19 protein-coding genes and 3 tRNA genes are annotated in these 24,472 nt (G+C 70.8%); 12 read left to right on the top strand and 10 right to left on the bottom strand.

Annotated elements, in window-relative coordinates:
- The first annotated feature begins 272 nt into the window (after positions 1-272).
- Genes ACZ6TU_RS12065 through ACZ6TU_RS12055 form a run of 3 tightly spaced genes read left to right on the top strand, consistent with a single transcriptional unit; the run spans position 273 to position 3,847 of the window.
- A complete protein-coding gene (locus ACZ6TU_RS12065) occupies positions 273-1,793 on the top strand; it encodes an amino acid adenylation domain-containing protein (protein ID WP_469547990.1) in 1,521 nt (506 codons plus the stop codon).
- A complete protein-coding gene (locus ACZ6TU_RS12060) occupies positions 1,790-3,058 on the top strand; it encodes a ferredoxin reductase domain-containing protein (RefSeq protein WP_469547988.1) in 1,269 nt (422 codons plus the stop codon). The genes ACZ6TU_RS12065 and ACZ6TU_RS12060 overlap by 4 nt, the downstream gene beginning before the upstream one ends.
- Before the next feature lie 21 nt (positions 3,059-3,079).
- Positions 3,080-3,847: an enoyl-CoA hydratase-related protein gene (locus tag ACZ6TU_RS12055; protein WP_467668773.1), complete on the top strand. Its 768-nt coding sequence runs from the start codon at positions 3,080-3,082 to the stop codon at positions 3,845-3,847.
- A gap of 243 nt (positions 3,848-4,090) precedes the next feature.
- Here the strand turns inward: ACZ6TU_RS12055 and ACZ6TU_RS12050 are convergent, their stop codons facing one another.
- Together ACZ6TU_RS12050 and ACZ6TU_RS12045 are read right to left on the bottom strand one after the other, a co-directional pair.
- A complete protein-coding gene (locus ACZ6TU_RS12050) occupies positions 4,091-4,885 on the bottom strand; it encodes a hypothetical protein (RefSeq protein ID WP_469547986.1) in 795 nt (264 codons plus the stop codon).
- Positions 4,886-5,091: 206 nt separating this feature from the next.
- Positions 5,092-5,514 carry a hypothetical protein gene (locus ACZ6TU_RS12045; protein WP_467668777.1) on the bottom strand — a complete coding sequence of 141 codons (423 nt, stop codon included), beginning with the start codon at positions 5,512-5,514 and terminating at the stop codon, positions 5,092-5,094.
- 959 nt (positions 5,515-6,473) lie between these two features.
- On the opposite strand from ACZ6TU_RS12045, the gene ACZ6TU_RS12040 reads away from it, so the two are divergent.
- From ACZ6TU_RS12040 to ACZ6TU_RS12020, 5 genes are all read left to right on the top strand, one after another.
- Complete coding sequence (locus ACZ6TU_RS12040) at positions 6,474-7,244, top strand: sirohydrochlorin chelatase (protein ID WP_467668779.1); 771 nt, start codon at positions 6,474-6,476, stop codon at positions 7,242-7,244.
- 158 nt (positions 7,245-7,402) lie between these two features.
- Entirely contained in the window at positions 7,403-8,680 is a 1,278-nt protein-coding gene (locus ACZ6TU_RS12035; protein ID WP_467668781.1) for a deoxyguanosinetriphosphate triphosphohydrolase, read from the top strand.
- A 134-nt stretch (positions 8,681-8,814) separates the two neighbouring features.
- Entirely contained in the window at positions 8,815-10,080 is a 1,266-nt protein-coding gene (locus tag ACZ6TU_RS12030) for an NAD(P)/FAD-dependent oxidoreductase (RefSeq protein ID WP_467668783.1), read from the top strand.
- 29 nt (positions 10,081-10,109) lie between these two features.
- A complete protein-coding gene (dnaG, locus tag ACZ6TU_RS12025) occupies positions 10,110-12,032 on the top strand; it encodes a DNA primase (protein WP_469547981.1) in 1,923 nt (640 codons plus the stop codon).
- 86 nt (positions 12,033-12,118) lie between these two features.
- Complete coding sequence (locus tag ACZ6TU_RS12020; RefSeq protein WP_467668787.1) at positions 12,119-13,411, top strand: RNA polymerase sigma factor; 1,293 nt, start codon at positions 12,119-12,121, stop codon at positions 13,409-13,411.
- A gap of 54 nt (positions 13,412-13,465) precedes the next feature.
- Here ACZ6TU_RS12020 and ACZ6TU_RS12015 read toward each other — a convergent pair whose 3' ends face one another.
- From ACZ6TU_RS12015 to ACZ6TU_RS12000, 4 genes are all read right to left on the bottom strand, one after another.
- Complete coding sequence (locus ACZ6TU_RS12015; RefSeq protein ID WP_467668789.1) at positions 13,466-15,394, bottom strand: ABC transporter ATP-binding protein; 1,929 nt, start codon at positions 15,392-15,394, stop codon at positions 13,466-13,468.
- Positions 15,394-17,127, bottom strand: a complete 1,734-nt coding sequence (locus ACZ6TU_RS12010; protein WP_467668791.1) for an ABC transporter ATP-binding protein — start codon at positions 17,125-17,127, stop codon at positions 15,394-15,396. The genes ACZ6TU_RS12015 and ACZ6TU_RS12010 overlap by 1 nt, the downstream gene beginning before the upstream one ends.
- A gap of 143 nt (positions 17,128-17,270) precedes the next feature.
- Entirely contained in the window at positions 17,271-18,725 is a 1,455-nt protein-coding gene (locus ACZ6TU_RS12005; protein WP_467668793.1) for an FGGY family carbohydrate kinase, read from the bottom strand.
- A gap of 153 nt (positions 18,726-18,878) precedes the next feature.
- Entirely contained in the window at positions 18,879-19,184 is a 306-nt protein-coding gene (locus tag ACZ6TU_RS12000) for a YtxH domain-containing protein (protein ID WP_467668795.1), read from the bottom strand.
- Positions 19,185-19,344: 160 nt separating this feature from the next.
- Between ACZ6TU_RS12000 and ACZ6TU_RS11995 the strand changes: the two genes are divergently transcribed.
- From ACZ6TU_RS11995 to ACZ6TU_RS11980, 4 genes are all read left to right on the top strand, one after another.
- Positions 19,345-19,417: transfer RNA gene (locus tag ACZ6TU_RS11995), tRNA-Asn, on the top strand.
- Positions 19,418-19,422: 5 nt separating this feature from the next.
- A tRNA-Asn gene (locus ACZ6TU_RS11990) sits at positions 19,423-19,495 on the top strand.
- 189 nt (positions 19,496-19,684) lie between these two features.
- Positions 19,685-19,761, top strand: a tRNA-Ile gene (locus ACZ6TU_RS11985).
- Between the two features lie 518 nt (positions 19,762-20,279).
- Positions 20,280-21,110 (top strand): hypothetical protein, encoded by an 831-nt coding sequence (locus ACZ6TU_RS11980; RefSeq protein WP_469547977.1) that lies wholly within the window; start codon positions 20,280-20,282, stop codon positions 21,108-21,110.
- Positions 21,111-21,249: 139 nt separating this feature from the next.
- Here the strand turns inward: ACZ6TU_RS11980 and ACZ6TU_RS11975 are convergent, their stop codons facing one another.
- The 4 genes from ACZ6TU_RS11975 to ACZ6TU_RS11960 form a co-directional block, all read right to left on the bottom strand.
- Positions 21,250-21,978, bottom strand: a complete 729-nt coding sequence (locus ACZ6TU_RS11975) for an HAD family hydrolase (RefSeq protein WP_469547976.1) — start codon at positions 21,976-21,978, stop codon at positions 21,250-21,252.
- A 505-nt stretch (positions 21,979-22,483) separates the two neighbouring features.
- A complete protein-coding gene (locus tag ACZ6TU_RS11970) occupies positions 22,484-22,771 on the bottom strand; it encodes a hypothetical protein (protein WP_469547974.1) in 288 nt (95 codons plus the stop codon).
- A gap of 47 nt (positions 22,772-22,818) precedes the next feature.
- Positions 22,819-23,127 (bottom strand): hypothetical protein, encoded by a 309-nt coding sequence (locus ACZ6TU_RS11965; RefSeq protein WP_467668803.1) that lies wholly within the window; start codon positions 23,125-23,127, stop codon positions 22,819-22,821.
- Positions 23,124-24,383 (bottom strand): ATP-grasp domain-containing protein, encoded by a 1,260-nt coding sequence (locus tag ACZ6TU_RS11960; protein WP_467668805.1) that lies wholly within the window; start codon positions 24,381-24,383, stop codon positions 23,124-23,126. Before ACZ6TU_RS11960 ends, ACZ6TU_RS11965 begins: the two co-directional genes overlap by 4 nt.
- Between the last annotated feature and the right edge of the window lie 89 nt (positions 24,384-24,472).

The following is a 24,472-nucleotide window of genomic DNA, read 5'->3' as shown; positions in this document are numbered from 1 at the left end:
TCCCTGTTACGCGGCAGGGACGGCAACCTCCCCGCCGCCGCCCCGCCCGCGTGAGGCACACGCCTGCCCACCTTCACGTTGCCGCCGACCGGCACGGACGTTGCCCTTGTGACGAACAACGCCACATGTGGCTCATTGCTCTCCTTTCTTGGCCGATCCGGCCTCGTTGAGAGTTGAAGCAGCGCCACTACGCTCTCGCTACGCGCAGCGCTCGCACGACTCCGTACGGCGTTCGACTCCCACACTCGAAACAGCCAGGAGGCCAACCGATCATGCCTCTGCGCCATCTGACCCCCCAGGACCGAGAGCTGTTCCGGCGATACGGCCGGGGCCCCACCGTCACCGTCCCCGACCCGCTCCTGCACCACGCCGTCGCCCGGCACGCCGCGGCCACCCCGCACGCCGTGGCCGCCGAACACCAGGGCGCGCACGTCACCTACGGCGAGCTCGACCGGTACGCCGACGCCCTCGCCGCCCGCCTCGTCCGCGAGGGCGTACGCCCCGGAGACCACGTCGGCCTGTTCGTCCGCCGCTCGATCCCGATGCTCGTCGGCCTGCTCGGCATCCTGAAGGCCGGCGCCGCCTACGTCCCGCAGGACATCGGCCTCGCGCCCCCGGCACAGCTCACCCACGTCATCCGCACCGCCCGGACCCGAATCGTCCTCACGGTCGCCGAGCACGCCCACCGCGTGCCGCTGCCGGACGGCCACCTGCTGCTCGCGCTCGACGAGCCGCAGCCGTACGCCCCGGCCCCGCGCCCGCGCGTCACCGGCGACGACGGCTGCTACGTCCTGTTCACCTCCGGCACCACCGGCCGCCCCAACGGCGTGAAGGTCACCCACCGCAACGTCGCCAACCTCCTGCTCACCGAGCCGGGCGGCCTCGGCATCCGCCCCGGCGACCGGGTCGCCCAACTCCTCAACATCGCCTTCGACATGGCCGCCTGGGAGATCCTGGGCTGCCTCGCCCACGGCGGCACCCTCGTCATCCGCGGCAAGGACATCGCCGCGGCGGCCCGCACCGCCGACGTGCTCATCGCCACGCCGACCGTGCTGTCCGGCCTCGACCCCGCCGCCTGCCCGCGCGTGCGCACGGTCGCCGTCGCGGGGGAGCCCTGCCCGCGCCCGCTGGCCGACCGCTGGGCCCGGCAAGCCGCCTTCCACAACTGCTGCGGCCCCACGGAGACCACGATCGTCAACACGATGAGCCGCCACGACCCGGCCGCCCCGCTGCTCACCATCGGCCGTCCCACTCCCAACAACACGGTCTACGTCCTCGACGCCGACCGGCGCCCCCTGCCCGTCGGCGAGGCCGGCGAGATGTGGGCGGGCGGCGACTGCGTCTCCGCGGGTTACCTCGGCAACGACGCCCTCAACGCCGAGCGCTACGCCCCCGACCCCTTCCTCGGCGGCGGCCGCCGCATGTTCCGCACCCGGGACCTCGGCCGCTGGACCCCCGACGGTGAGCTGGAGCACCTCGGGCGCACCGACGACCAGGTCAAGGTGCGCGGCTTCCGCGTCGAGCTGGACTCCGTCTCTTCCGTCCTGGAGACGGCCGCCGGCTGCACCCGCGCCGTCACCCTGAAACGCGACGCCCGCACGCTGGTGTCCTTCGTCTGCCCGGCCGACGTCGACCCGGACACGGCCCGCCGCGCGGTCGCGGACGCACTGCCCTACTACTGCGTCCCCGAGCGGGTCCTGCCCCTCGCGTTCCTCCCCGAGACCGACCGCGGCAAGGTCGACAAACAAGCCCTGCTGGGAATGCTCGACGAGCGCGTGGCGGTGGCCCGATGACCACGTCCCCCGCCCGGACCCACCAGGACACGGGCGAGCTCCCGCCGCTCCTGCCCGTCGCCCGCCGCCTGCTCAAGCACCCCCGCCTGATGCACCACAACCGCCTCGCGGCCCTGGTGCTCCTGGCCAACGCGGCGTTCCTGTGGGCCGCCGGGCCCCCGGCCACGCCCACCCTCGGGCACGCAGCCCTCGCCAACCTCGCCCTCGCCGTCCTCGTACGCCAGCAGTACGTCATCAACCTCTTGTTCCGGCTGGCGACTTCGGCCCCGGTGAGCTGGCCGCTGAAGGTCCGCTGGACGCTCGGCAAGGTGTACCACTTCGGCGGGCTGCACGTGGGCGGGGCGCTGGCCGGGGCGGCCTGGTTCCTGGCCCTGACGGTCGCGGTGACACGCGCCGGAACGGACGTGCCGCTGATCACGGTGAGCTGGACCCTAGTGACCCTCCTCGCCCTGATCGTCGCCACCGCGCTGCCGGCCTTCCGCTCCCGCCACCACGACCACTTCGAGAAGATCCACCGCTTCGGCGGCTGGAGCGCCCTCGCGCTCTTCTGGACCCACACCCTGCTGTCCGGTCAGGGACCGGCGGCGCTCGCGGTCCTCGCCGTCGTCACGTTCAGCGTGGCGCTGCCCTGGCTGCGGCTGCGCAAGGTGGACGTCCGCGTCGAACGCCCCTCGCCGCACGTGGCGCTGGCCCGCTTCGACTACGGCGAGACCCCCTTCGCCGGCTCCTCGACCGCGATCAGCCGGAGCCCGCTGAAGGAGTGGCACTCCTTCGCCAACGTCCCCGCCCCCGGCCGCTCCGGCTTCCGGCTCACCATCTCCCGCGCCGGTGACTGGACCGGGTCCTTCATCGACGACATGCCCTCGCGCGTGTGGGTGAAGGGCATCACCACGGCCGGAGTCGCCAACATCGAGGTCCTGTTCAGGAAGGTGGTCTACGTCGCGACCGGCAGCGGCATCGGCCCCTGCCTGCCCCACCTGCTCGCCGCCGAGGTCCCCTCGCGCCTGGTCTGGGCGACCCGCGACCCCCGCGCCACCTACGGGGACGCCCTCGTCGACGAGATCCTCGCCGTCCAGCCGCACGCCCTGGTCTGGGACACCTCCCGGCACGGCAAGCCCGACATGGTGCGGCTCGCCCACGCCGCGTACCGCGACTTCGGTGCGGAGGCGGTCATCTGCATCTCCAACAAGCGGCTGACCTGGCAGGTGGTGCACGGCCTGGAACGGCGGGGGATTCCGGCGTACGGCGCGATCTGGGACTCGTGACCGACCTTCCATGGAGGGAAGATGAACCACCTGAAAGTCGAACGGGACGGCCGCGTGGTGACCGTCCGCCTGCACCGCCCGCACGCCCTGAACGCGCTCAGCTCCGAGCTGCTCGCCGAACTCCTCGGCGTCCTCGGCCCGCTGGACCAGGACCCGGAGGTGGGCTGCTTCGTCGTCACCGGCTCGGAGAAGGTCTTCGCGGCCGGCGCGGACATCAAAGAGATGGCGGGCAGGTCGGCCGTGGACATGATGTCCGAGGACTACTTCGCGGCCTGGGAGGACTTCGCGGACCTGCGCACCCCGAAGATCGCCGCCGTGGCCGGCTACGCGCTCGGCGGCGGTTGTGAGCTGGCCATGATGTGCGACCTGGTCGTCGCGGGCGAGTCGGCCCTCTTCGGTCAGCCGGAGATCAAGCTGGGCGTGATACCCGGCATCGGCGGCACCCAGCGGCTGACCCGCCTCGTGGGCCGGGCCAAGGCCATGGACCTGGTGCTCACCGGCCGCACGATGGACGCCCGGGAGGCCGAGCGCTGCGGCTTGGTCTCCCGCGTGGTCCCCGACGACCGGGTCCTCGCCGAGGCACTGGAAGCGGCGGCGGCCATCGCCTCGTACGGCCGTACGGCGGTCAGGGCGGCCCGCGAGTGCGTCGACCGGGCCCTGGAGACGGGCCTGCGGGACGGCCTCCGCTTCGAACGACGGGTGTTCCACGCCCTGTTCGCCACAGAGGACCAGAAGGAGGGGATGACGGCGTTCCTGGAGAAGCGCCCCCCGCGCTTCCACGGACGCTGACGGTCGCAGGACAGCCGGGGGGCTGTGTCTGGTCAGGACACGGCCATCGGAGCGGCCCCCCGGCAGGCCGGAAGGGCGCCCCCCTGGTCGTTGGGAGCCGACCGCCGCAGGACCAGGGGGGACGGTGCTGCGACGGCCGGCCGATTCGAGGCCACCCTCGGGGCTGTGACACACGGGCCTCGCGGAAGGCACAGCCCTCCCTGATCACCGCACAGGCAGGACGGGTTCGCCTGCCCGGGCCGTTCAGCTGAGGACGGCGTCGCTCTTCGCTCGGATCGCCGCGTTGAGGGCTCGGATCTTGGCGAGTTCCGGTCCGTGTTCGTTGATCAGGGTGCGCTGTACCGCGGCCTCGGCGTCGTGCCACACGGACACCAGGTTGGTGCTGCTCTTGCACTGGGTGTCCGCCACCGCGACCTGCTTCTCCTTGGCGCCGGCGGCGTCCCCGGTGAAGGAGGCGTCGTTGTTCGCCTCGATCGGTGACTTGTAGGTGAAGCTCTTGGAGGCCATGCACGCCGACCAGTGAGCGAACACCGCCGCTACTTTCGGGTCCTCCAAGGACTTCTCGTAGGACTGGCCGTCCAGTTCTTCCACAAGGGTGTCGTTGAGGTACGTCTCGCCCTGCCCACCGGTGAGTTTGTCGAGGGCCTGCCCATAGCAGCCGTCCTCCGGGATGGGCTCCCCTGCGCGGGTGGTGCGGACCTTCCTGGGCTCGCCGTTGGTTCGCTCGGGAGAGAGGCCGTCGAGCGCGGCTTCCTCTTCCGAGGTGAAGCGAGGCTCTTCGCCGCCGATGGCGGCCACCCGAGCGTGCTGGCCGAAGTCGGGGCGGTAGCCGTGGCGCTCAGCGGTTTGCTGGTTGTACGTGCCGTAACGGAGGTCTTCGTGCTCCTCGATCTCCTCCGAGGCGCCAGGCGACGGGGCGAAATTGAAGGAAGTGAAGCCGACGCCCTGCATACAGCTGGTGGTCAGCTGCCACAGGGCCTGCTGACTTCTCTCGTATTCCTCGGGGCTGAGCTGGTAGGCGTCCAAGGGGAGACTCATCGCGGCTACGACGCGGGTGGGAGAGCCCTGGACACGTTCGTCGGCCGTCTTGGCCTGGGGCTTCGATGAAACCTTCGTGGCACCGGCACGATCCTGGGGAGGGCTGGTGCCCTGGCTTGAGCAAGAGGACAGTGCGAGCGCTCCCACGGTGAGGGCGGCGGCTATCGGTGCAGTCCTGAGTAAACGCATGGGGGGTCCTTCCGGGGTCAGTGGCCGCCGCCGCCCTCATGGCGGGGGTACCAGTTCGTCGAGGAGTTCTTGTTCTTCAGCGCAGAGGTGAGGTTCTTGCGGCCCTGCGGCTTGAGGGAGTTGTAAGGGCCCTTCCACCAGCGGTCGCGGTGGACGCAGAACGCGGTGTTGCGGGTGCGGGAGTCCCAGGACGCGGCATGGTCTTCAAGCTTCTGCCGAGAGCCGGGGCCGGAGTCGGGTTTGAAGATCTGGGCGTCGAGGTTGTAGCCGCCGTTGCCGATCGTGGCGAGGGCCCCCTGCTGATTGGAGTTGTAGTAGAAGCACGCCATCCGGTCGTAGCAGCGCTTCGTGGGGGCGGCGGACGCTGTCGGGACGGCGGCCAGGAGCGCGGTGCCGGTTGCGGCAGCCAGAAGAACAGCAGAAAGCCGACTTCTTATCACTTCATTCCTCCTTTTTGGTTACTTATGGAACTTAGACACTGGAAGGCTGGATTTGAGGACCAAGGGGCGTGCACGTTACTGAGCCTGCTGAACGTGACATTTCCGGCACGGCATCATCGACGGTTGAGCGAATCCGCGTGCCGGCGCTGACGTGGTCTCACTTCCGCGCGACGGACCGACCCGACGGGTGCGGCCCCACTACGGCGCGTGCCGACGGCCGCCCGAATGCGCGGCGGCAGGAGAGGTTGGGGGAGACGTGTATGGGGCGTCGCGCGAGGGCGACGTCGTCGTTACCGGCGCCGTCCGGCGGTCATGCGTGCGCCTGGCCTGTATGCGTGCGGCCCAGCACCGGCACGATCGGTGTCACGCGCGGCGGACCTGCCGGCCCAGACGGTTCCGGCCACAGCGAGCGCTTTGGGGCGGGCGCCACCAACCTCGTCACAGAATCCCCCTTTTTTGCCAGACGGGGGACGCGGCAACGCGTGGTGCTGTACGCGAACGCCTCCCCCAAAGTGACGCGCGGGGAACCGGGTGGTCAGGCCCAATCCGCCGAGCGCCTGATCACTGTAGACACGAGGCGATCACCCGTAACAAGGGCTGATCGGGACATGGCAACAATTCAGCCCCACTGGCCCGAGCATCCGGAGGGAGAGTGCACCATCACTTGACCTGTGGAGTTCCTGTGAAGCGGAATGACGAGGGGCAGGGGGCGCGAGAGGCAGATTGGCCGGTTCCGCCGCTCGATGGCGGCACCTGCTCGACCCGGCCTGCTGTCCGGTCAGGGTCGCCCCCTCGGGCCGCCCGGTTCATCCGCGTATGCGTGACCAGCTTCACTCGTTACACGGAAGCCCCAGGTCAAGCGGCCTCACACCGCGCCTGTCCCACATCGTGAACCGCTGGAAAACACCCGTGACGCCCACGCAACGGGAAGGCAACGTGCGACGGCGACCATCGGTTGCATGCCCAGCCAGCTCAGCCTCGTCCCGCAGCCCGCCACGCGCCGCCCGGCCCCGCCCGCCCTCGTGGTCGTGGCCCACGGCAGCCGTGACCCCCGTGCGCTGAGCACCGTACGCGCGCTCCTGGACCGCGTCCGCGCGCTGCGCCCCGACGTGCCGGTGCACCTCGGGCACATCGAACTGAACGCCCCCCTGCTCCCCGACACGCTCGCCGCCCTGGGAGACACGGAGGCCGTCCTGGTCCCCCTCCTCCTCAGCCGCGGCTACCACGTCAAGCAGGACATCCCCGAGATGGCCGCGGCCTCCCCGGCCCGCACCCACGTGGCGGCCCCCCTGGGCCCGCACCCCTTCCTGGTGGACGCCCTCCAGGCCCGCCTGACGGAGGCCGGCTGGGGCGGCACGCCCCGCCGCACCAGCGCGGTCGTACTCGCCGCGGCCGGCTCCCGCGACCCGGACGCGAAGACGGACACCACCCGCACGGCCCACCTCCTCGCGGCCCGCCTGGGCGTGCCCGTCATCCCGGCCTACGCCTCCGCGGCGACTCCCACGGTGGAAACGGCCGTCCGCACCCTGCTCGCCAGGGGCCGCCACCACATAGCCCTGGCCTCCTACTTCACGGCCCCCGGCCGCTTCGCCACGGAGTGCGCCCAAGCGGCCCCCTGGATCGCCGCGGCCCCCCTCGGCACTCACCCGGCCATGGCCCACCTCCTCCTCCACCGCTACGACGAGGCGCTGGCAACCGGGGCGACACAGCTGCAATTGGCTTCGGCTTAAGACGCGGGGTACCGCACTTACCCAAGGGGCGCGGGGCTGTGTCGATATGCGGCTCCGCCGCGTGGGCGCGACCAGCCACCCCCACCCCGCACCCGCCACACGACCGAACCCGGCAAACGCTCAGGCACACGGCACGCCCATGCCCGTAGTGTCGACACATGGCAGGCACCCCACAAACCCCCCCGGCGTACGACCCGACGTCAGTCGACCGCTGGGCCCCGGAACCAGACAAACGCCCCGGCCGCACCGCCTTCCAACGCGACCGGGCCCGAGTCCTCCACTCCTCCGCCCTACGACGCCTCGCCGGCAAAACCCAAGTGGTGACGCCCGGCACCATGGGCCCGGCCTGGGACGCCAGCCCCCGCACCCGCCTCACCCACTCCCTCGAATGCGCCCAGGTCGGCCGCGAACTGGGCGCGGCCCTCGGCTGTGACCCGGACCTCGTGGAAGCCGCCTGCCTCTCCCACGACCTGGGCCACCCACCCTTCGGCCACAACGGCGAACAGGCCCTCAACGAGTTCGCCGCCGACTGCGGCGGTTTCGAGGGCAACGCCCAGTCCCTCAGACTCCTCACCCGCATCGAGCCCAAACGGTTCACCCCCGAAGGCTCCGTCGGCCTCAACCTCACCCGCGCCGCCCTCGACGCCGCCACCAAGTACCCCTGGCCCCGCGGCGCCCACCCCACCGACCCGGCGTCCCGCAAGTTCGGTGTCTACGAGGACGACCGCCCGGTCTTCGACTGGGTCCGCAAGGACGCCCCCGGCACCCGCACCTGCTTCGAGGCGCAGGTCATGGACTGGTCCGACGACGTGGCCTACTCGGTGCACGACGTGGAGGACGGCCTGCACGCCGGCCACATCGACCCGAACTGCCTGCACGCGGAACCCGAACGGCAGGACGTCTTCCAGGTCGCCCGCGGCCGGTACGTACCGGCGGACACCGACCCCGCCGAACTCGCCGAGGCCCTGGACCGGCTCCTCGCCCAGGAGTGGTGGCCGCACGGCTACGACGGCACCGCCGTCGCCCAGGCCCGGCTGAAGGACGCCACCAGCCAGCTCATCGGCCGCTTCTGCCTGGCCGCCGAGAGCGCGACCCGCACCGCGTACGGCGCCGGACGGCTCACCCGGTACGCCGCCGAACTGGTCGTCCCGCGCGGGACCCGGATGGAGTGCGCCGTCCTCAAGGCCGTCGCCGACCTCTACGTCATGCAGCGCGCCGAGCAGGAACGCCTGCGCGCCGACCAGCGCATCGTCGTCGCCGAACTGGCCGAGGCGCTCACCGCCCGCGCCCCGGACGGCCTGGACCCGCAGTTCCGCGCGCTGTACGACCGGGCGCCGGACGACCGGGCCCGCAAACGGGTGATCGTCGACCAGATCGCCTCCCTCACCGACACGTCGGCCCGTTCGCTTCACGCCCGTCTGACGGGGCAGGCATGAGACTGACGCGACACGCGGGACGCGAGCACCCCCGAATGTGACCCTCCGTGGCCTGATCGGGTCACTCCCTCTTCCCGCATCACGCTCCGTGCGGGACGCTCGCAAGTGGCGACACCCTTACGAGGAGGCACCAAGTGGTCGACGCGGATCAGACATTCGTCATCGTCGGAGGCGGACTGGCCGGGGCCAAGGCGGCCGAGACGCTCCGGGCGGAGGGCTTCACCGGCCGCGTGATACTGATCTGCGACGAACGGGACCACCCCTACGAGCGCCCGCCGCTGTCCAAGGGCTACCTCCTCGGCAAGGAAGAGCGCGACAGCGTCTTCGTGCACGAGCCCGCCTGGTACGCGGCGAACGACATCGAGCTGCACCTCGGCCAGACCGTCGACGCCATCGACCGCACGGCGAAGACGGTCCGCTTCGGCGAGGACGGCACCGTCGTCCGCTACGACAAGCTGCTCCTGGCGACCGGCGCCGAGCCCCGCCGCCTCGACATCCCGGGCACGGATCTGGCCGGTGTCCATCACCTGCGCCGCCTCGCCCACGCCGAGCGCCTCAAGCACGTCCTGACCAACCTCGGCCGCGACAACGGCCACCTGGTCATCGCGGGCGCCGGCTGGATCGGCCTGGAGGTCGCGGCGGCGGCCCGCGAGTACGGTGCGGAGGTCACCGTGGTCCACCGAGGACCGACCCCGCTGCACTCGGTCCTCGGCCCCGAACTCGGCCAGCTCTTCGCCGACCTGCACCGCGAGCACGGCGTCCGCTTCCACTTCGGCGCCCGGCTCACCGAGATCGTCGGCCAGGACGGCATGGTCCTCGCGGCCCGCACCGACGACGGCGAGGAGCACCCCGCGCACGACGTCCTGGCCGCGATCGGCGCGGCCCCGCGCACCCACCTCGCGGAGGCGGCCGGCCTCGAGATCGCCGAGCGCGCCCACGGCGGCGGCATCGTCGTCGACGAGCGGCTGCGCACCTCCGACCCGGACGTGTACGCGGCCGGCGACGTCGTCTCCTTCCCGCACGCCCTCTTCGACACCCGGCTGCGCGTCGAGCACTGGGCCAACGCCCTCAACGGCGGTCCGGCGGCCGCGCGCGCCATGCTGGACCGCGACGTGACCTACGACCGCGTGCCCTACTTCTTCTCCGACCAGTACGACCTGGGGATGGAGTACTCCGGCTGGGCGCCCCCGGGGACGTACGACCAGGTGGTGATCCGCGGGGATGCCGGGAAGCGCGAGTTCATCGCGTTCTGGGTGAAGGAGGGCCGGGTGCTGGCCGGGATGAACGTGAACGTGTGGGACGTCACAGACAAGATCCAGCGGCTGATCCGCACCAAGACCCGGGTGAACACGGAGTCGCTGGCGGACCCGCACGTTCCGCTGGAAAACCTCGCACCGTAGGTGTCGGTCCGCCACCGTAGAATTCACGCGTGGCAGGACGGATCAACGACGAGGACGTGAAGGCGGTACGGGACGCGGTCCCGATCGACGCCGTGGTGTCCGAGTACCTCCAGCTGCGCAACGCGGGCGGCGGCAACCTCAAGGGTCTCTGCCCGTTCCACGACGAGAAGTCACCGTCCTTCCAGGTCAGCCCGAGCAAGGGACTCTTCCACTGCTTCGGCTGCCAGGAGGGCGGCGACACCATCACGTTCGTGATGAAGATCGACCACCTCTCCTTCTCCGAGGCGGTCGAGCGCCTGGCCGGCCAGGCGGGCGTCACCCTGCGCTACGAGGAGGGCGGGTACAACCCTTCCCACCAGCGCGGCGAACGCATCCGCCTGGTCGAGGCCCACAAGATCGCGGCCGAGTGGTACGCGGAACAGCTCGCGACCTCCGCCGAGGCCGACACCGGCCGGGTCTTCCTCGCCGAGCGCGGTTTCGACCAGGCCGCAGCCGTCCACTTCGGCGTCGGCTACAGCCCCCAGGGCTGGGACCATCTGACGCGCTATCTGCGCGGCAAGGGCTTCACCGACAAGGAGATCCTGCTCTCCGGGCTCGCCCAGGAGGGCCGCCGCGGCCCCATCGACCGTTTCCGCGGCCGCCTGATGTGGCCCATCCGCGACATCGGCGGCGACGTCGTCGGTTTCGGCGCCCGCAAGCTGTACGAGGCGGACAACGGCCCCAAGTACCTCAACACGCCCGATACGGCGATCTACCGGAAGTCCCAGGTCCTCTACGGCATCGACCTGGCGAAGAAGGAGATCGCGAAGACGAGCCGCGCGGTGGTCGTCGAGGGCTACACGGACGTGATGGCCTGCCACCTCGCCGGCGTCACGACGGCCATCGCCACCTGCGGCACGGCCTTCGGCGGCGACCACATCAAGATCCTCCGCCGCCTGCTGATGGACAACGGCTCGGCCCGCGTCATCTTCACCTTCGACGGCGACGCGGCCGGCCAGAAGGCGGCCCTGCGCGCCTTCGAGGACGACCAGAAGTTCGCCGCCGAGACGTACATCGCCATCGCCCCCGACGGCATGGACCCCTGCGACCTGCGTCTCGCCAAGGGCGACGAGGCGGTGGCGGACCTGGTCGAACCCCGCACGCCGCTCTTCGAGTTCGCCCTCCGCCAGATCGTCGTCCGCTACGACCTTGACACCCCCGCAGGCCGCGCCGCCGCCCTGGACGAGGCGGCCCCGATCGTCGCCCGCATCAAGAACAGCGGCGCCCAGCACGAGGTCGCAGTCCAGCTCGCCGGCATGCTCGGCATCCTCGACACCCAGTTCGTGGTCAAGCGAGTGGCCCAGCTGGCCCGCTGGGCCCGCGACCGCGGCGGCAAGGGCCCGGCCCCGGACCGGCACCAGCACGGGGCGCAGCAGTACGCCGCCGCCCAGCCGTCCGCCGCCCCCCGCGGCCCGGCCCTCAACCTCCGCAACCCGGTCTACGCCACCGAACGCGAACTCCTCAAACTCGCCCTCCAGCGCCCCGAGTTGGTCTCCCCGGCCTTCGACGCGTACGGCATCGACGAGTTCACCGCCCCGCCCTACGCCGCCGTACGCCAGGCCATCCTGGACGCCGGCGGCGCCGAACTGGGCGTCGCGGACCCCCAGGACTACCTGGTCAAGGTCCGCGAGGCCGCCCCGGACGACGCGGTCCGCGCGATGGTGACGGAACTGGCCGTCGAGGCGATCCTGCTGCACAAGGGCGTGAAGGGCGTCGACGAGACCTACGCGGGCGCCCAGTTGGTCACCGTCCGCCGTCGCGCCGTCGAACGCCGCATCCGCGACATCACGAGCCAGCTCACCCGCCTCGGCAGCCACGGCGACCCGGCCCAGCTGGCCGCCGTACAGAACGAACTCTGGGTCCTCCAGCAGTACGACCAGGCCCTCCGGGGACACGGCGCCGCCGCGCTCTGACGTCACCACGCGGTCACGGACCGGAAGCAAAAAGTCATCGCACGCCCCTCGTGGCGACGATGTGTCTTACCCCACACTGGGTTCCGGTGCCTGAGTCCTCGGAGCGCGGCCGATCCGTCCCCGACGGGTCCCAGACCCCCGCGGTTCCGCTCATCGCGTACGGGACGGACAGCGGCGAGGCCGCCTACTCCGCCCCCGAAGTACCGCTGCCGCCCGCCTTGGCAGCGATCATCCTGGAGGTCGCCCCCGTGCAGACCCAGACCCTCACCCAGACCGACGTCAGCGGCGCCGTCGGCGCCGACGGCGCCGCACCGGACGCGGAGGACGACGTCCTCCCCGCGGTCCCGGCGCAGGGCCGCGTCGTGCTCCGCCCCGAGACGGAACCGGAGGAGCCGCCCGCCGAGGCCGTCGAGACGGCCGAGGCTCCCGAAGCCGTCGAACCGCCGCGGGTCCGCCCCGACACCGGCGGCCCCTCCTCGGACCTGTTCCGCCAGTACCTGCGGGAGATCGGCCGCATCCCCCTGCTGACCGCCGCCGAGGAGGTCGAACTCGCCCGCCGCGTCGAGGCCGGCCTGTTCGCCGAGGAGAAGCTGCGGCTCGCCCCCGACCTGGACAGCCAGTTGGCGCTGGATCTCGACCGGCTCGTCGTCATGGGCCGGATGGCCAAGCGCCGGCTCATCGAGGCCAACCTGCGACTGGTCGTCTCCGTCGCCAAGCGCTACGTCGGGCGCGGGCTGACCATGCTCGACCTCGTCCAGGAGGGCAACCTCGGGCTCATCCGGGCCGTCGAGAAGTTCGACTACGCCCGCGGCTACAAGTTCTCCACCTACGCCACCTGGTGGATCCGCCAGGCCATGTCCCGCGCCCTGGCCGACCAGGCCCGCACCATCCGGGTCCCCGTGCACGTCGTGGAGCTCATCAACCGGGTCGTCCGCGTCCAGCGCCGCATGCTCCAGGAGCGGGGCTACGAGCCGACGCCGGAAGAGGTCGCCGCCCACCTCGACCTGCCCCCGGAGCGCGTCAGCGAAGTGCTGCGCCTCGCCCAGGAGCCGGTGTCGTTGCACGCGCCCGTGGGCGAGGAGGACGACGTCGCCCTCGGCGACCTCATCGAGGACGGCGACGCCACCAGCCCCGTCGAATCCGCCGCGTTCCTCCTCCTCAAGGAGCACCTGGAGGCGGTCCTGTCGACCCTGGGGGAGCGGGAGCGCAAGGTCGTCCAGCTCCGCTACGGCCTCGCCGACGGCCGCCCCCGCACGCTGGAGGAGATCGGCCGCATCTTCGGCGTCACCAGGGAACGCATACGGCAGATCGAGTCGAAGACCCTGAACAAGCTCCGCGACCACACCTTCGCGGACCAGCTGAGGGGCTACCTGGACTGAGAGGGAGGCCGCCTGTCCCGGCGGCCCCCGCCCATCCAGCCGGCTTCCGCCGACCTAGTCGACTTCCGCCACCGCCTGCGCGAACTGCGCCTTGTACAGCCGGGCGTAGGCCCCGTCCGCCGCCAGCAGCTCCTCGTGCGCGCCCTGCTCCACGATCGCCCCGTTCTCCATCACCAGAATGGCGTCCGCGTCCCGGATCGTCGACAGCCGGTGCGCGATGACGAACGAGGTACGTCCGTGTGCCAGTTTGGCCATCGCCTTCTGGATGAGCACCTCCGTGCGGGTGTCGACCGAGCTGGTGGCCTCGTCGAGCACCAGGATCACCGGGTCGGACAGAAACGCCCGAGCGATGGTGATCAGCTGCTTCTCACCCGCGCTGACCCCCGTCCCCTCGTCGTCGATCACCGTGTCGTACCCGTCCGGCAGCGTCCGGATGAACCGGTCCGCGTGCGCGGCCCGGGCCGCCTCCTCGATCTCCCCGCGCGTGACGCCCCGGGCGGCCCCGTACGCGATGTTCTCCGCGATCGTGCCGCCGAACAGCCACGTGTCCTGGAGCACCATGCCGATCCCGGCGCGCAGTTCGTCCCGGGACATCCGCGCGATGTCGACCCCGTCGAGGGTGATGCGCCCGCCGGTGACGTCGTAGAACCGCATCAGCAGGTTCACCAGCGTGGTCTTGCCCGCGCCCGTCGGGCCGACGATGGCCACCGTCTGCCCGGGCTCGACCTTCAGCGACAGGTCCTCGATCAGCGGCTTCTCGGGGTCGTAGCGGAACGACAGGTGCTCCAGTGCCACCTGCCCGCGCAGCTCCTCGGGCCGCACGCCCGGCACCGGATCGGCACTCTGCTCCTCCGCGTCCAGCAGCTCGAAGACCCGCTCCGCCGAGGCGACACCCGACTGCACCAGGTTCGCCATGGACGCGACCTGCGTCAGCGGCATGGAGAACTGCCGCGAGTACTGGACGAAGGCCTGCACATCACCGATGGACAGCGAGCCCGAGGCGACCCGCAGCCCGCCGACGACCGCGACCAGCACGTAGTTGAGGTTCGACACGAAGAACATCAGCGGCTGCATGACGCCGCTGTTGAACTGCGCCCGGAACCCGGCCTCGTACAGCGCCTCGTTCTGCTCGGCGAACTGCTGCGCCGACTCCTCCTGCCGCCCGAACACCTTCACGAGCGTGTGCCCGGTGTACATCTCCTCGATGTGCGCGTTCAACTTGCCCGTGGAGCGCCACTGCTGCACGAAGTGCGGCTGCGACCGCTTGCCCACGCGCGTGGCGACGACGAACGACAGCGGCACCGTCACCAGCGCGACCAGCGCCAGGATCCAGGAGACGTAGATCATCATCGCGAGGACGCCGATGATGGTCAGCACCGAGTTGATGAGCTGCCCCATCGACTGCTGGAGCGTCTGCCCGATGTTGTCGATGTCGTTCGTCGCCCGGGAGAGCACCTCACCGCGCTGGCGCTTGTCGAAATACGACAGCGGCAGCCGCGACAGCTTCGTCTGCACGTCCTCGCGCATCCGGAACATGGTCCGGTTCACGGCCCGGTTCACCAGCCGCGTCGCCACCGCCATCAGCAGCCCGGCCACCGTGAACACACCCACCGCGAGCAGCAGCACGTGCCCGACGGCGGTGAAGTCGATGCCCTGGCCCGGGGTGAAGTCGGTGCTGCGCAGCATGTCGGCGACGTCACCGTCCCCGCGCTGCCGCATCGAGTCGAGGACCTGCTCCTTGCTCGCCCCCTCCGGCATGTCCCGCCCGACGATGCCCGCGAAGACCAGGTCGGTGGCCTGGCCGAGGATCTTCGGCCCGACGACGTTGAGGCCGACGCTGAGCACCACGCACAGCAGGAGCACGTAGATGGTGATGCGCTCCGGCCGGAACTGGGCGACGAGCCGTTTGCCCGACCCCTTGAAGTCCAACGAGCGCTGGTCGGGGCCGCCCCCGGCCATCATCCGCCCCATGGGCCCCGCCATCAGGCAGCCTCCGCTTCCGTGAGCTGGGAGAGCACGATCTCCCGATAGGTCTCGTTGTCCGCCATCAGCTCGTGGTGCCGCCCGGTGCCGACGACCCGCCCTTCGTCGAGGACGACGATCCGGTCGGCGTCCCGGATGGTCGCCACGCGCTGGGCGACGATCACGACGGTCGCCTCCGCGGTCTCCTGCGCGAGCGCGGCCCGCAGCGCGGCGTCCGTTGCGTAGTCGAGCGCGGAGAAGGAGTCGTCGAAGAGGTAGATCTCCGGGCGCTGCACGAGGGTCCGGGCGATGGCGAGCCGCTGCCGCTGACCGCCCGAGACGTTCGTCCCGCCCTGCGCGATCGGCGCGTCCAGCCCGCCCTCCAACCGCTCCACGAAGTCCTTGGCCTGCGCCACCTCCAGCGCGTGCCAGAGTTCCTCGTCGGTGGCGTCCGGATTGCCGTAGCGCAGGTTGGTCGCCACCGTGCCCGCGAACAGATACGGCTTCTGCGGCACCATCCCGACGGTCTTCGCGAGCAGCTCCGGGTCGATCTCCGCCACCTCGACACCGTCCACGAGCACCTGCCCGTCGGTCGCGTCGAACAGCCGCGGGACCAGCCCGAGCAGCGTGGACTTGCCGCTGCCGGTCGAGCCGATGACAGCGGTGGTCTCGCCCGGCCGGGCGACCAGGTCGACGGCCCGCAGCACCGGCTCCTCGGCACCCGGATAGCGGAAGCCCGCCCCGCGGAGCTCCAGATGACCGTGCCGGCGCAGCTCCCGCACGGGCGCCGACGGCGGCACGACGCTCGACGAGGTGTCCAGCACCTCCTGGATGCGCTCGGCACACACCTCCGCGCGCGGCACCATCATGAACATGAAGGTGGCCATCATCACGGACATGACGATCTGCATCAGATAGGCGAGGAACGCCGTCAGGTCACCGATCTGCATCCCGCCGCTGTCGATCCGGTGCGCGCCGAACCACACCACGGCGATCGACGACAGGTTCACCACCGTCATGACGATCGGGAACATCAGCGCGAGCAGGTTGCCGGTGCCCAGCGCGAAGTCCGTGAGATCGGTGTTGGCCTTGCGGAAGCGCTGCTGCTCGTACTCGTCCCGGACGAAGGCACGGATGACGCGGTTGCCGGTGATCTGCTCGCGCAGCACCCGGTTCACCGTGTCCAGCCGCTCCTGCATCGACCGGAACAGCGGCCGCAGCCGCCGCACGATCAGCGTCACGCAGATGCCCAGCACCGGCACGACCGCCACCAGCACCCCGGACAGCGGCACGTCAAGACCGAGCGCCAGCACGATGCCGCCCACGCACATGATCGGGGCCGACACCATCAGCGTGAACGTCATCAGCGCCAGCATCTGCACCTGCTGGACGTCGTTCGTCGTACGGGTGATCAGCGACGGCGCCCCGAAGTGACCCACCTCACGCGCGGAGAACGACTGCACCCGGTCGAACACGGCCCCGCGCATGTCCCGCCCGAGTGCCGACGCCGTACGGGCGCCGTAGTAGACGGCACCGATGTTGCACACGACCTGGACCAGCGAGATGCCGATCATCAGGGCGCCGTACCCCAGGATGTAGCCGGTGTCGCCGTTCACGACACCTCTGTCGATGATGTCCGCGTTCAGCGTGGGGAGATAGAGCGTCGCGCAGGTCTGGAGGAACTGCAGCAGCACCAGCAGGGTGATGGGTCTCTTGTAGGGCCTGAGACAGGTCCGCAGAAGTCGTATGAGCACGCTGCTTCTCTCGGAGTGGACGACGGGGCGGTTGGTTGCCCCTGGCCCCTATCGTCGAACACTCCACCCGCGTTACCTCAACCGAATTAACCCAACAGGCGGTCAAAACGCCCCGGGATTCACCGGATCTCCGAAGCCGATCGCTAGGGCCGCAGCGCCCCCGGATGGGTCTGCTCCCGCACCGACACGAACTGCTGCCGCACCGCCTGCCCCACGGCCAGCTCCTCCCCGGGCTCCAGCACCTGCGCCACCGCGCCCTGCCAGGCCGGTGGGGTCCGCGCGTCGAGCGTGCCCTGGGACGTCCCGAGCGCCCAGGCCGCCTGCCGGGCGGCGCCGATCGCCGCGTAGTCCGCCGGCTGCGGCACCACGACCTGCGTCCCGAACAGCGAGGGCGCGGCCGCCTGCACAGCGGGCAGTTCGGCGGCCGGACCGAGCAGGAACACCCGCCGCACCTCCACGCCCCGGGCGCGCAGCACGTCCAGCGCGTCCGCGAGTCCGCACAGCATGCCCTCGAACGCGGCCCGCGCCAGATGCTCCGCCTTCATCGACTCGCGCCTGAGCCCCGCCAGGGTCCCGGCGGTGTGCGGCAGGTTCGGCGTCCGCTCACCCTCCAGGTAGGGCAGCAGCACCAGCCCGTGCGCCCCCGGCGTCGACTTCATCGCCAGCTCGGACAGGCTCTCCAGATCGGGCAGCCCCAGCAGCTCGGCGGTCCCGCGCAGCGTCCGTACGGCGTTCAGCGTGGTGACGACGGGCAGGTGCATGCCGGTCGCGTCGGCGAGGGCGGTGATCATCCCGGAGCCGTCGACCAGCGCCTCGGGGTGCACGGCCATCACGGACCCGGACGCGCCCAGCGACACGACCGCGTCCCCGAGGCCGATGCCGAGCCCGAACGCCGCCGCCATGGTCTCGCCGGTCCCGACGGAGATCAGCAGCCCCTCCGGCGTCGTACCGGCCGCGTCCGCCGGGCCGATCACCTCCGGCAGCATGGCCTGGTGCCCGAGCGCCAGCTCGACGAGCTCGGGCCGGTAGGCGCCGGTCGCCGCCGACCAGTACCCCGTACTGGACGCTCCGCCCCGGTCGGTGGTCCTGCGGATCGGGCGGCCCAGCAACTGCCACACCAGCCAGTCGTGCGCCTGCAGGAGGATCGCGGTGCGCTGCGCGTTCTCGGGCTCCGTCCGGGCCAGCCAGCGCAGCTTCGTCACCGGCTGCGCGGCCTGCGGCACACACCCCACCGCCTGGGCCCACGCCTCGCGCCCGCCGAGCGCGTCGATCAGGTCGGCCGCGGCGACCTGCGTCCGCTTGTCGCCGCCGACCATCGCCGGCCGCACGGTGTTGCCCTGCGCGTCCAGCGGCACGACGGCGTTCTGCTGCGACGAGACGCCGATGGCCTGCACGCCCTCCAGCAATCCGCCGCCCGCGGCCTCGCCCAAGGACAGCAGCCAGGCCTGCGGGTCGACGTCGGACGGCCGGCCGCCTGCGTCGGGGCTCTCCACCGGATGCGGCGCATATCCCTGCCTGAGCACGGCTCCGGTGTCCGTGTCACAGACGACGATACGAGTGAAATCGGGTGAACTGTCCAACCCGGCGACTATCCCCATGGCCAAAATTCTGCCGTACCGCTGCGCTGAGTCGAGCCGTGGCCGCCGTGGGGGCGCGTCGCCGGGTGTCGGATGCGAGTGCTTCCTGGCTGGTCGCACAGTTCTTCGCGCCCCTTGGGGGCGTGGGCGTGCTCGGTGCCTGAGAAAGAACTGTTACGTATTGCTTGTGCCCCAGTCGTCCTCGCCGCCGTTGTGGGTGGCTCGGTCGCGGAGGTGGCGGACTCGGTCGGCCACCGAGTCGGGGACGCGGTCGCCGACCTTGTCGCTCACCACGTGGTACGCCTTGCCCGCGAACTCGCGGCCCTGCTGGGCCGCCGACTCCGCGGTGTTGCGGACGGCGGGGTTCTGCGCGAACTGGCGGGCCGACTTCTTCAGCTGTTCGTAGCGCTCGCGTCCGGCCCTCGTGCCCAGCACGTAACCAAGGACGACTCCGGCGACGAATGTGAGCCGGTAACGCATGGCGGTCACCCTTCCCTTGCGTGGGTCTCCGGTGCGGCGTGGGGCGCCGGGGAGTGCCGATTGGCGAAGCACCCCCCTGCTTGCGCTAATGTATGTGTCGCAGCGAGCGCGCGCCCCCTGGCGAATACCCAGGTAGGTACGTTCGATGCAAACGAGACCTTCCTCGGTAGCTCAATTGGCAGAGCAGCCGGCTGTTAACCGGCAGGTTACTGGTTCGAGTCCAGTCCGGGGAGCTCGGTCCTCCGTAGCTCAATTGGCAGAGCAGCCGGCTGTTAACCGGCAGGTTACTGGTTCGAGTCCAGTCGGGGGAGCATGGTGAAAGAGGACCCCCACAGGGGTCCTTTTTCATGTCCGTTCCGATCTCCTGGGAACCGCGCGGGGCTGGTCGCAGTCCTCATGGTCACGAAGGCCGTGCGAAGCCGACCATCCGAAGCAGGAGATCGTATGAGCGGCTATGCTGCGGCAGACGGCGCGCACACATGTACGCGACACGCCGCTATGGGGCGGTAGCTCAGCCGGTTAGAGCAGCGGACTCATAATCCGTCGGCCGTGGGTTCGAGTCCCACCCGCCCCACCACTCGCAGGCCAGAGAAGCGTTCTGACCTGCGCAAACGTTTCTCCGGGTGGCCGGATTCGGGACTCTGGGGCGACGGATTCCACTCCGTTGGCCGTTACTGCGGTGAGTCCTGGGGGCTGGGGTTGCCTGCAGTGGCCAGGGGACACGCAGGGGACGCGAGGTTCGGGAACGGTAGTGCGGCTTGGTCGCGCTGTCCTCGGCGGTGGGCCTCGTTCCGTGGCCGGTCGGCCTCGTGCGGGTCTGCTGTGGCGGAGGCGAACAGGGGGCGCGTCAGGTCGCTGGTGAGATGCCCGGCGCGGGCCCGAGGGCAGGGCGTTCGGCGCTGCCTGGCGTGGGGGCGCTCACCACCGCACTGATCCTCCTGGCAGAGGTGGAGAGCGTCGGGCGGTTCGCCTTGGCGCGCAGGCTGGCATCGAGGGCAGCTTGCCTCGACGGTGCGGATCTCGAACCGCAGCGTGTGTGTTCTCGTCTCGCGTACTGGGCTGCTGCGGTTCTGGGGTGGCGTCGGGCTCAGCGTCATGCGCGCTTCGGGACCGGTGCGAGATCTTCGGGACTCCCCGCCCCGCCTTCCGCGGTTTGACGGGGAGATCGACGACTCCGACGGTGTGGTCGGAGAGGCCGCCGCCGCGGTGGCCGAGGCCCGTCTGGAGGCTTGCGGAGCCGCACGCCCCGATCCGGCTCGGCTGGCCGAGTGGCTGGTCGGCGCGGTGCTCGACGGCAGCAACGACGTGACGGACCTGGATCCGCTGGACTACGCCGACGTGCTGGGGCCGAGCGGGCTGGCCCGTATACGGCAGCTGGCGACCGAGGCGCTCAGGCGCAGGCCGTCCGGCTGGGCGGAGCGGTATCTGATGGAGCGTCTGATCAAGGCAGAGGGTGACGTCGACGCGTTGGTCGCCCTGCATGCGCAGGACCTCGGCCCGACCGGTGCAACCCATCTGCTCATCGCCGAGGAGCTGGAGTCGGCGGGACCGGCGGACGAGGCGCTTGCCTGGGCGGAGCGCGGACTGTGGGCGTGCGCCGCCCAGACGTACATCGACGGCCGTCTGGTTGACTACGTGTGTGCGGTACGCGCAGACGGGGTGGGCGGTCGACGCGGTCGCGGTGCGCCGGGACCGGCTCCGTCTCGAGCGGTCCCTGGCCGCCTACCGGCAGTTGCGCGCCGTCGCCGGGGCGGCGGACTGCGGTCCGTGAGGAGCTGGAGGAGTACGCCGGCACCCGGCTGGGACGGCAGGAGCTGTCCGGGGAGCTACTCGAGGACGTGGAGGGCACCTGACCCTCAGCGGGGCGCGGTGGCCGTGGATCCGGCGACCAAGTGCCACGAGAACGCGGACATAACGCGGACATGACGGCGTTCACCGTGGCGGGACGCGGCTTCCCGGTGGAGTCCATGTTGGGGACGACCGGCCGCGCGGGTATCTGCTGCACGCGGAGCAGGACCGGTACACGCCGACGCAGGCGATGAAGCCGGCCGCGAAGTACCAAGGTTCAGTGAGTGATGGCGGCCAGGCTCGTGACTACCGCGATACCTGCGGGGGCGGGTGCTTCGGCGGGGGCATTCCTGCGCAGCCAAACCGCCGTCAGACCGGCACGATGAGCACCGACGGCGTCGTTGTCCAGGCTGTCGCCGATGTGCATCGTGCGCTCGGGCAGGGTGCCGAGCCGATCACAGGCTAGGGCGAAGGACTCCGGGGAAGGTTTCGCCAGACCTGACTCGCCCGAGACGGTGATCGCGTCAAGCCACGGGCGCAGGCCCAACCGGGTGATGCGGCGTCGCTGCTGGCGCCCGTCGGAGTTGGAGAGGACCCCAATCCGGTATCCGGCGGCGCGCACGCGCCGAACGAAAGGAAGGACGTCAGGGTAGAGCCGAAGCCGGGATTCCACAGCCTGCTTGCGTCGCGCGTCAAGCTCGTCGAGACCGGCGGTGTCAGGAACAGGGCGGCCGAGCATGGTGAGCATCTCGGCGAGACGGTTCCGCTCCAGGGCCTGATAGCTCAGCTGTCCGGAGGTGAATCGTGGATACCAGTGGTCGGTCAGCGTCATCCACGTCGTGAGATCGGCCTCCGGGCCCAGAACTTCGGCCAGAGCCGCAGGACTCGCCCTGCTGAAGTCGACGAGAGTGTCGTCCATGTCCAGCAGAACCCCGGCGGGTCCGGCTGTCCGATCGGGCAGCCGGACCGTGCCGGAGCGCGCGGCCGATCTGGCCATCGTGTTCATGCCGCCGGACGAGGACGAGCCGGCAGCGCGTCCTTCTGATTCAGTCTGCAACAGGCACCTGCCTCGCCGGTGCCTGTTCGCCCTGGCGGGCTTCGAGCCGATGTCGGGCCGCAAGTATCCACGGGGCCGCCGCCCCCGATGACCCCACTCTGCCAGTGGGCCGCCAGAAGGCGGTGCCACCCGGCCCGGCGTCGTCGAGGAGCAGGCCCGCCGGCGTACCTGCGGCATCCCTGACGAATCCCCAGGCATCGGTGCCCGTCGCGCCGACCGGCGCCCTGCTCACCTGGCTGGGCAGGTGGATCTCACCGGCGCGCGGGCACCCCGTGCGCGACGCGGCGGACGCCTGGGCGGTGGCCTCAGGCGGCGCGGACAAGAGCATGGATGCAGTCAAGGATCCTGTCTTTCCCTGGAGCCGGCTGGTGAAGTGTGTCCAGATGGTCAGTGGGGTGACTCCACGACCGGGTTGCTGAGGGTTCCTACGGACTCGATGTGTGCCGCGATCTCATCACCAACGTTCCGCGCGCCCGCGCCGACCGGCGTGCCCGTCACCACCGTCCCGTTGCGCCGGGCTGTGACACCGCGAGTTGATCGGCTTCAGTGACCCGCCATCGGCGGATGCCGCCGCCCTGGGAGGAGAGTTCTCGGCCACGATCTCCTCGAGGCAGGCCGCGCCGGCCAGGGCAGCGGACGAGGTGTCACCGTCGAAGCACAGCAACACCGGTTCCAGATCGGCGCCCGCCGTCCGGCGGCGCTCGGCCTGGACCCGTACCCCGCAGCGGGTCGACGGACTCATGTGGCCGACTCCACGCGCGCGTGGATGAGCCAGGTCCGTCACACCCGTCACCGCTCGCTGAACCCCATCGGTGGTGCGCTGCCCCACGACGTACAGCGACGGAGCAGGGTCGCGCTCTCAAGGATCCCGTCGGACGTCCACGCGCGCACCGAGGCCTCGGCCTCGTCCGGTGCGAGGAGATCGGGACGCATCAGGCGGAGGAAGGCGTGCTGGTGTGCGGCGAGCCTCGCGGCCTGCTCGGCGCCGATCATGTCGCCGGAAGGGGAGAGCAGGTCGCCGGGGCAGCCACCGGCCGCCGTCGTGTACCGCAGTGCCCGGAACGGCCGCAGCGGCCCGGCGGTAGCCTGGACGTTCACTGAGCCGCCACGTCGATCCGCAGCATGGCACGCAGTTCGTTGAAGCGGGCGTCGAGGCCCGCGGGGTCGTCGGCGGTGAAGATCACGTGGCCGTGCGCCTGCCCGACGTGCGAAGACTCCTGGACGATATCGCCCACGCTCTTGTACACCTCGACCTCGACGACGCCCTCGGTCGCGCGGGCCTCCTCCACACCGTGGATGGCGGTGATCACGCCGGCCTTCTCGGCGAAGAAGCCGAAGAAGCCGGTCGGCCGGGCGGCGCCGGTCCCCTTCAAGTCGGGCTCGCGGTTCAGCGCGACGTCCAGGATGACGTCCACCATGTCGACGCCGGTGCTGGTGAGCACCGAGGTGTATACCTGGAGGCCGCCGAGCCGTGCGGCGGTCTCCAGGATGACCGGCTCGCCGTTCGCGGGGATGCGGAACTCGGTGTGCGTGACACCGGTGCGGATGCCCAGCGCCTCGTGCGCATGGGCCGTCAACTCCACGATTCGGGCCTGGATCTCAGGGGAGAGCTGGGAGGGCGTGCGGAAGAAGACCTCCTGGAAGAAGGGGCCCTGCATCGGCAGCGGCTTGTCGTGGATCGCCACGACCTGGGTCTCCCCGTCACGCACAACGGACTCGACACTGACCTCGCTGCCCTCGACATAGCCTTCCAGCAGCAGTGCCGCGCCGTACTTCGCACGGTCCGCCTGGTGCAGCGGGTCGTAGTCGAAGCCGTCCCAGGCCCCGCCCCGGATCATGTCGAAGTGCTCATCGAGTTCGGCCTCGCTGTCGACGCGGCGCACATACATGCTGCCGCCGCCGATCAGCGGCTTCATCACGAGCGGATAGCCGATGTCCGACCCCAGCCGGCGGGCCTCGTCCAGGGTGTGCGCGAGGCCGAACCCCGGGCCGGGGACGGAGCCGTGCCGGGCGAACTCGGTACGCATCTCGAACTTGTTACGGGCGATGTGCGCGGTCCGTTCGGTGATGTACGGCAGATCGAGCGCGGCGGCGACCGCCGCGGCGGCGGGCACGCTGTGCTCGACGAAGGACACGACCGCCTCGATCGGCTCGCTCTCCGAGGCCGCCAGCTCCCGGGCCGCGGCCACCGTCTCCGCGATGCTGCTGGTGTCCGCGTCCACCACGCGGTCCACGAACTCCGGCTCCCACGTGGGGCCATTGACGATCAGGAGCAGCCGCTCACCGCGCTGCCGGGCACGGGCGAAGTGCGGCTTGCGGTTGGGAGTGCTGGTGTGCAGGATCAGGACGCTCATGGCGGGTCGGTTCCTTTTCGAGAGTGAGCGGGAAAGCGGGTGCCGGCCCGGTGGGCGGCGCGGTGCGTGGGACGGACACAGGACATCAG

The sequence above is a fragment of the Streptomyces sp. NPDC052064 genome (assembly GCF_055585925.1).
The sequence above is the reverse complement of the archived record's forward strand: the minus strand, read 5'-3'. Positions and strand labels throughout refer to the sequence as shown.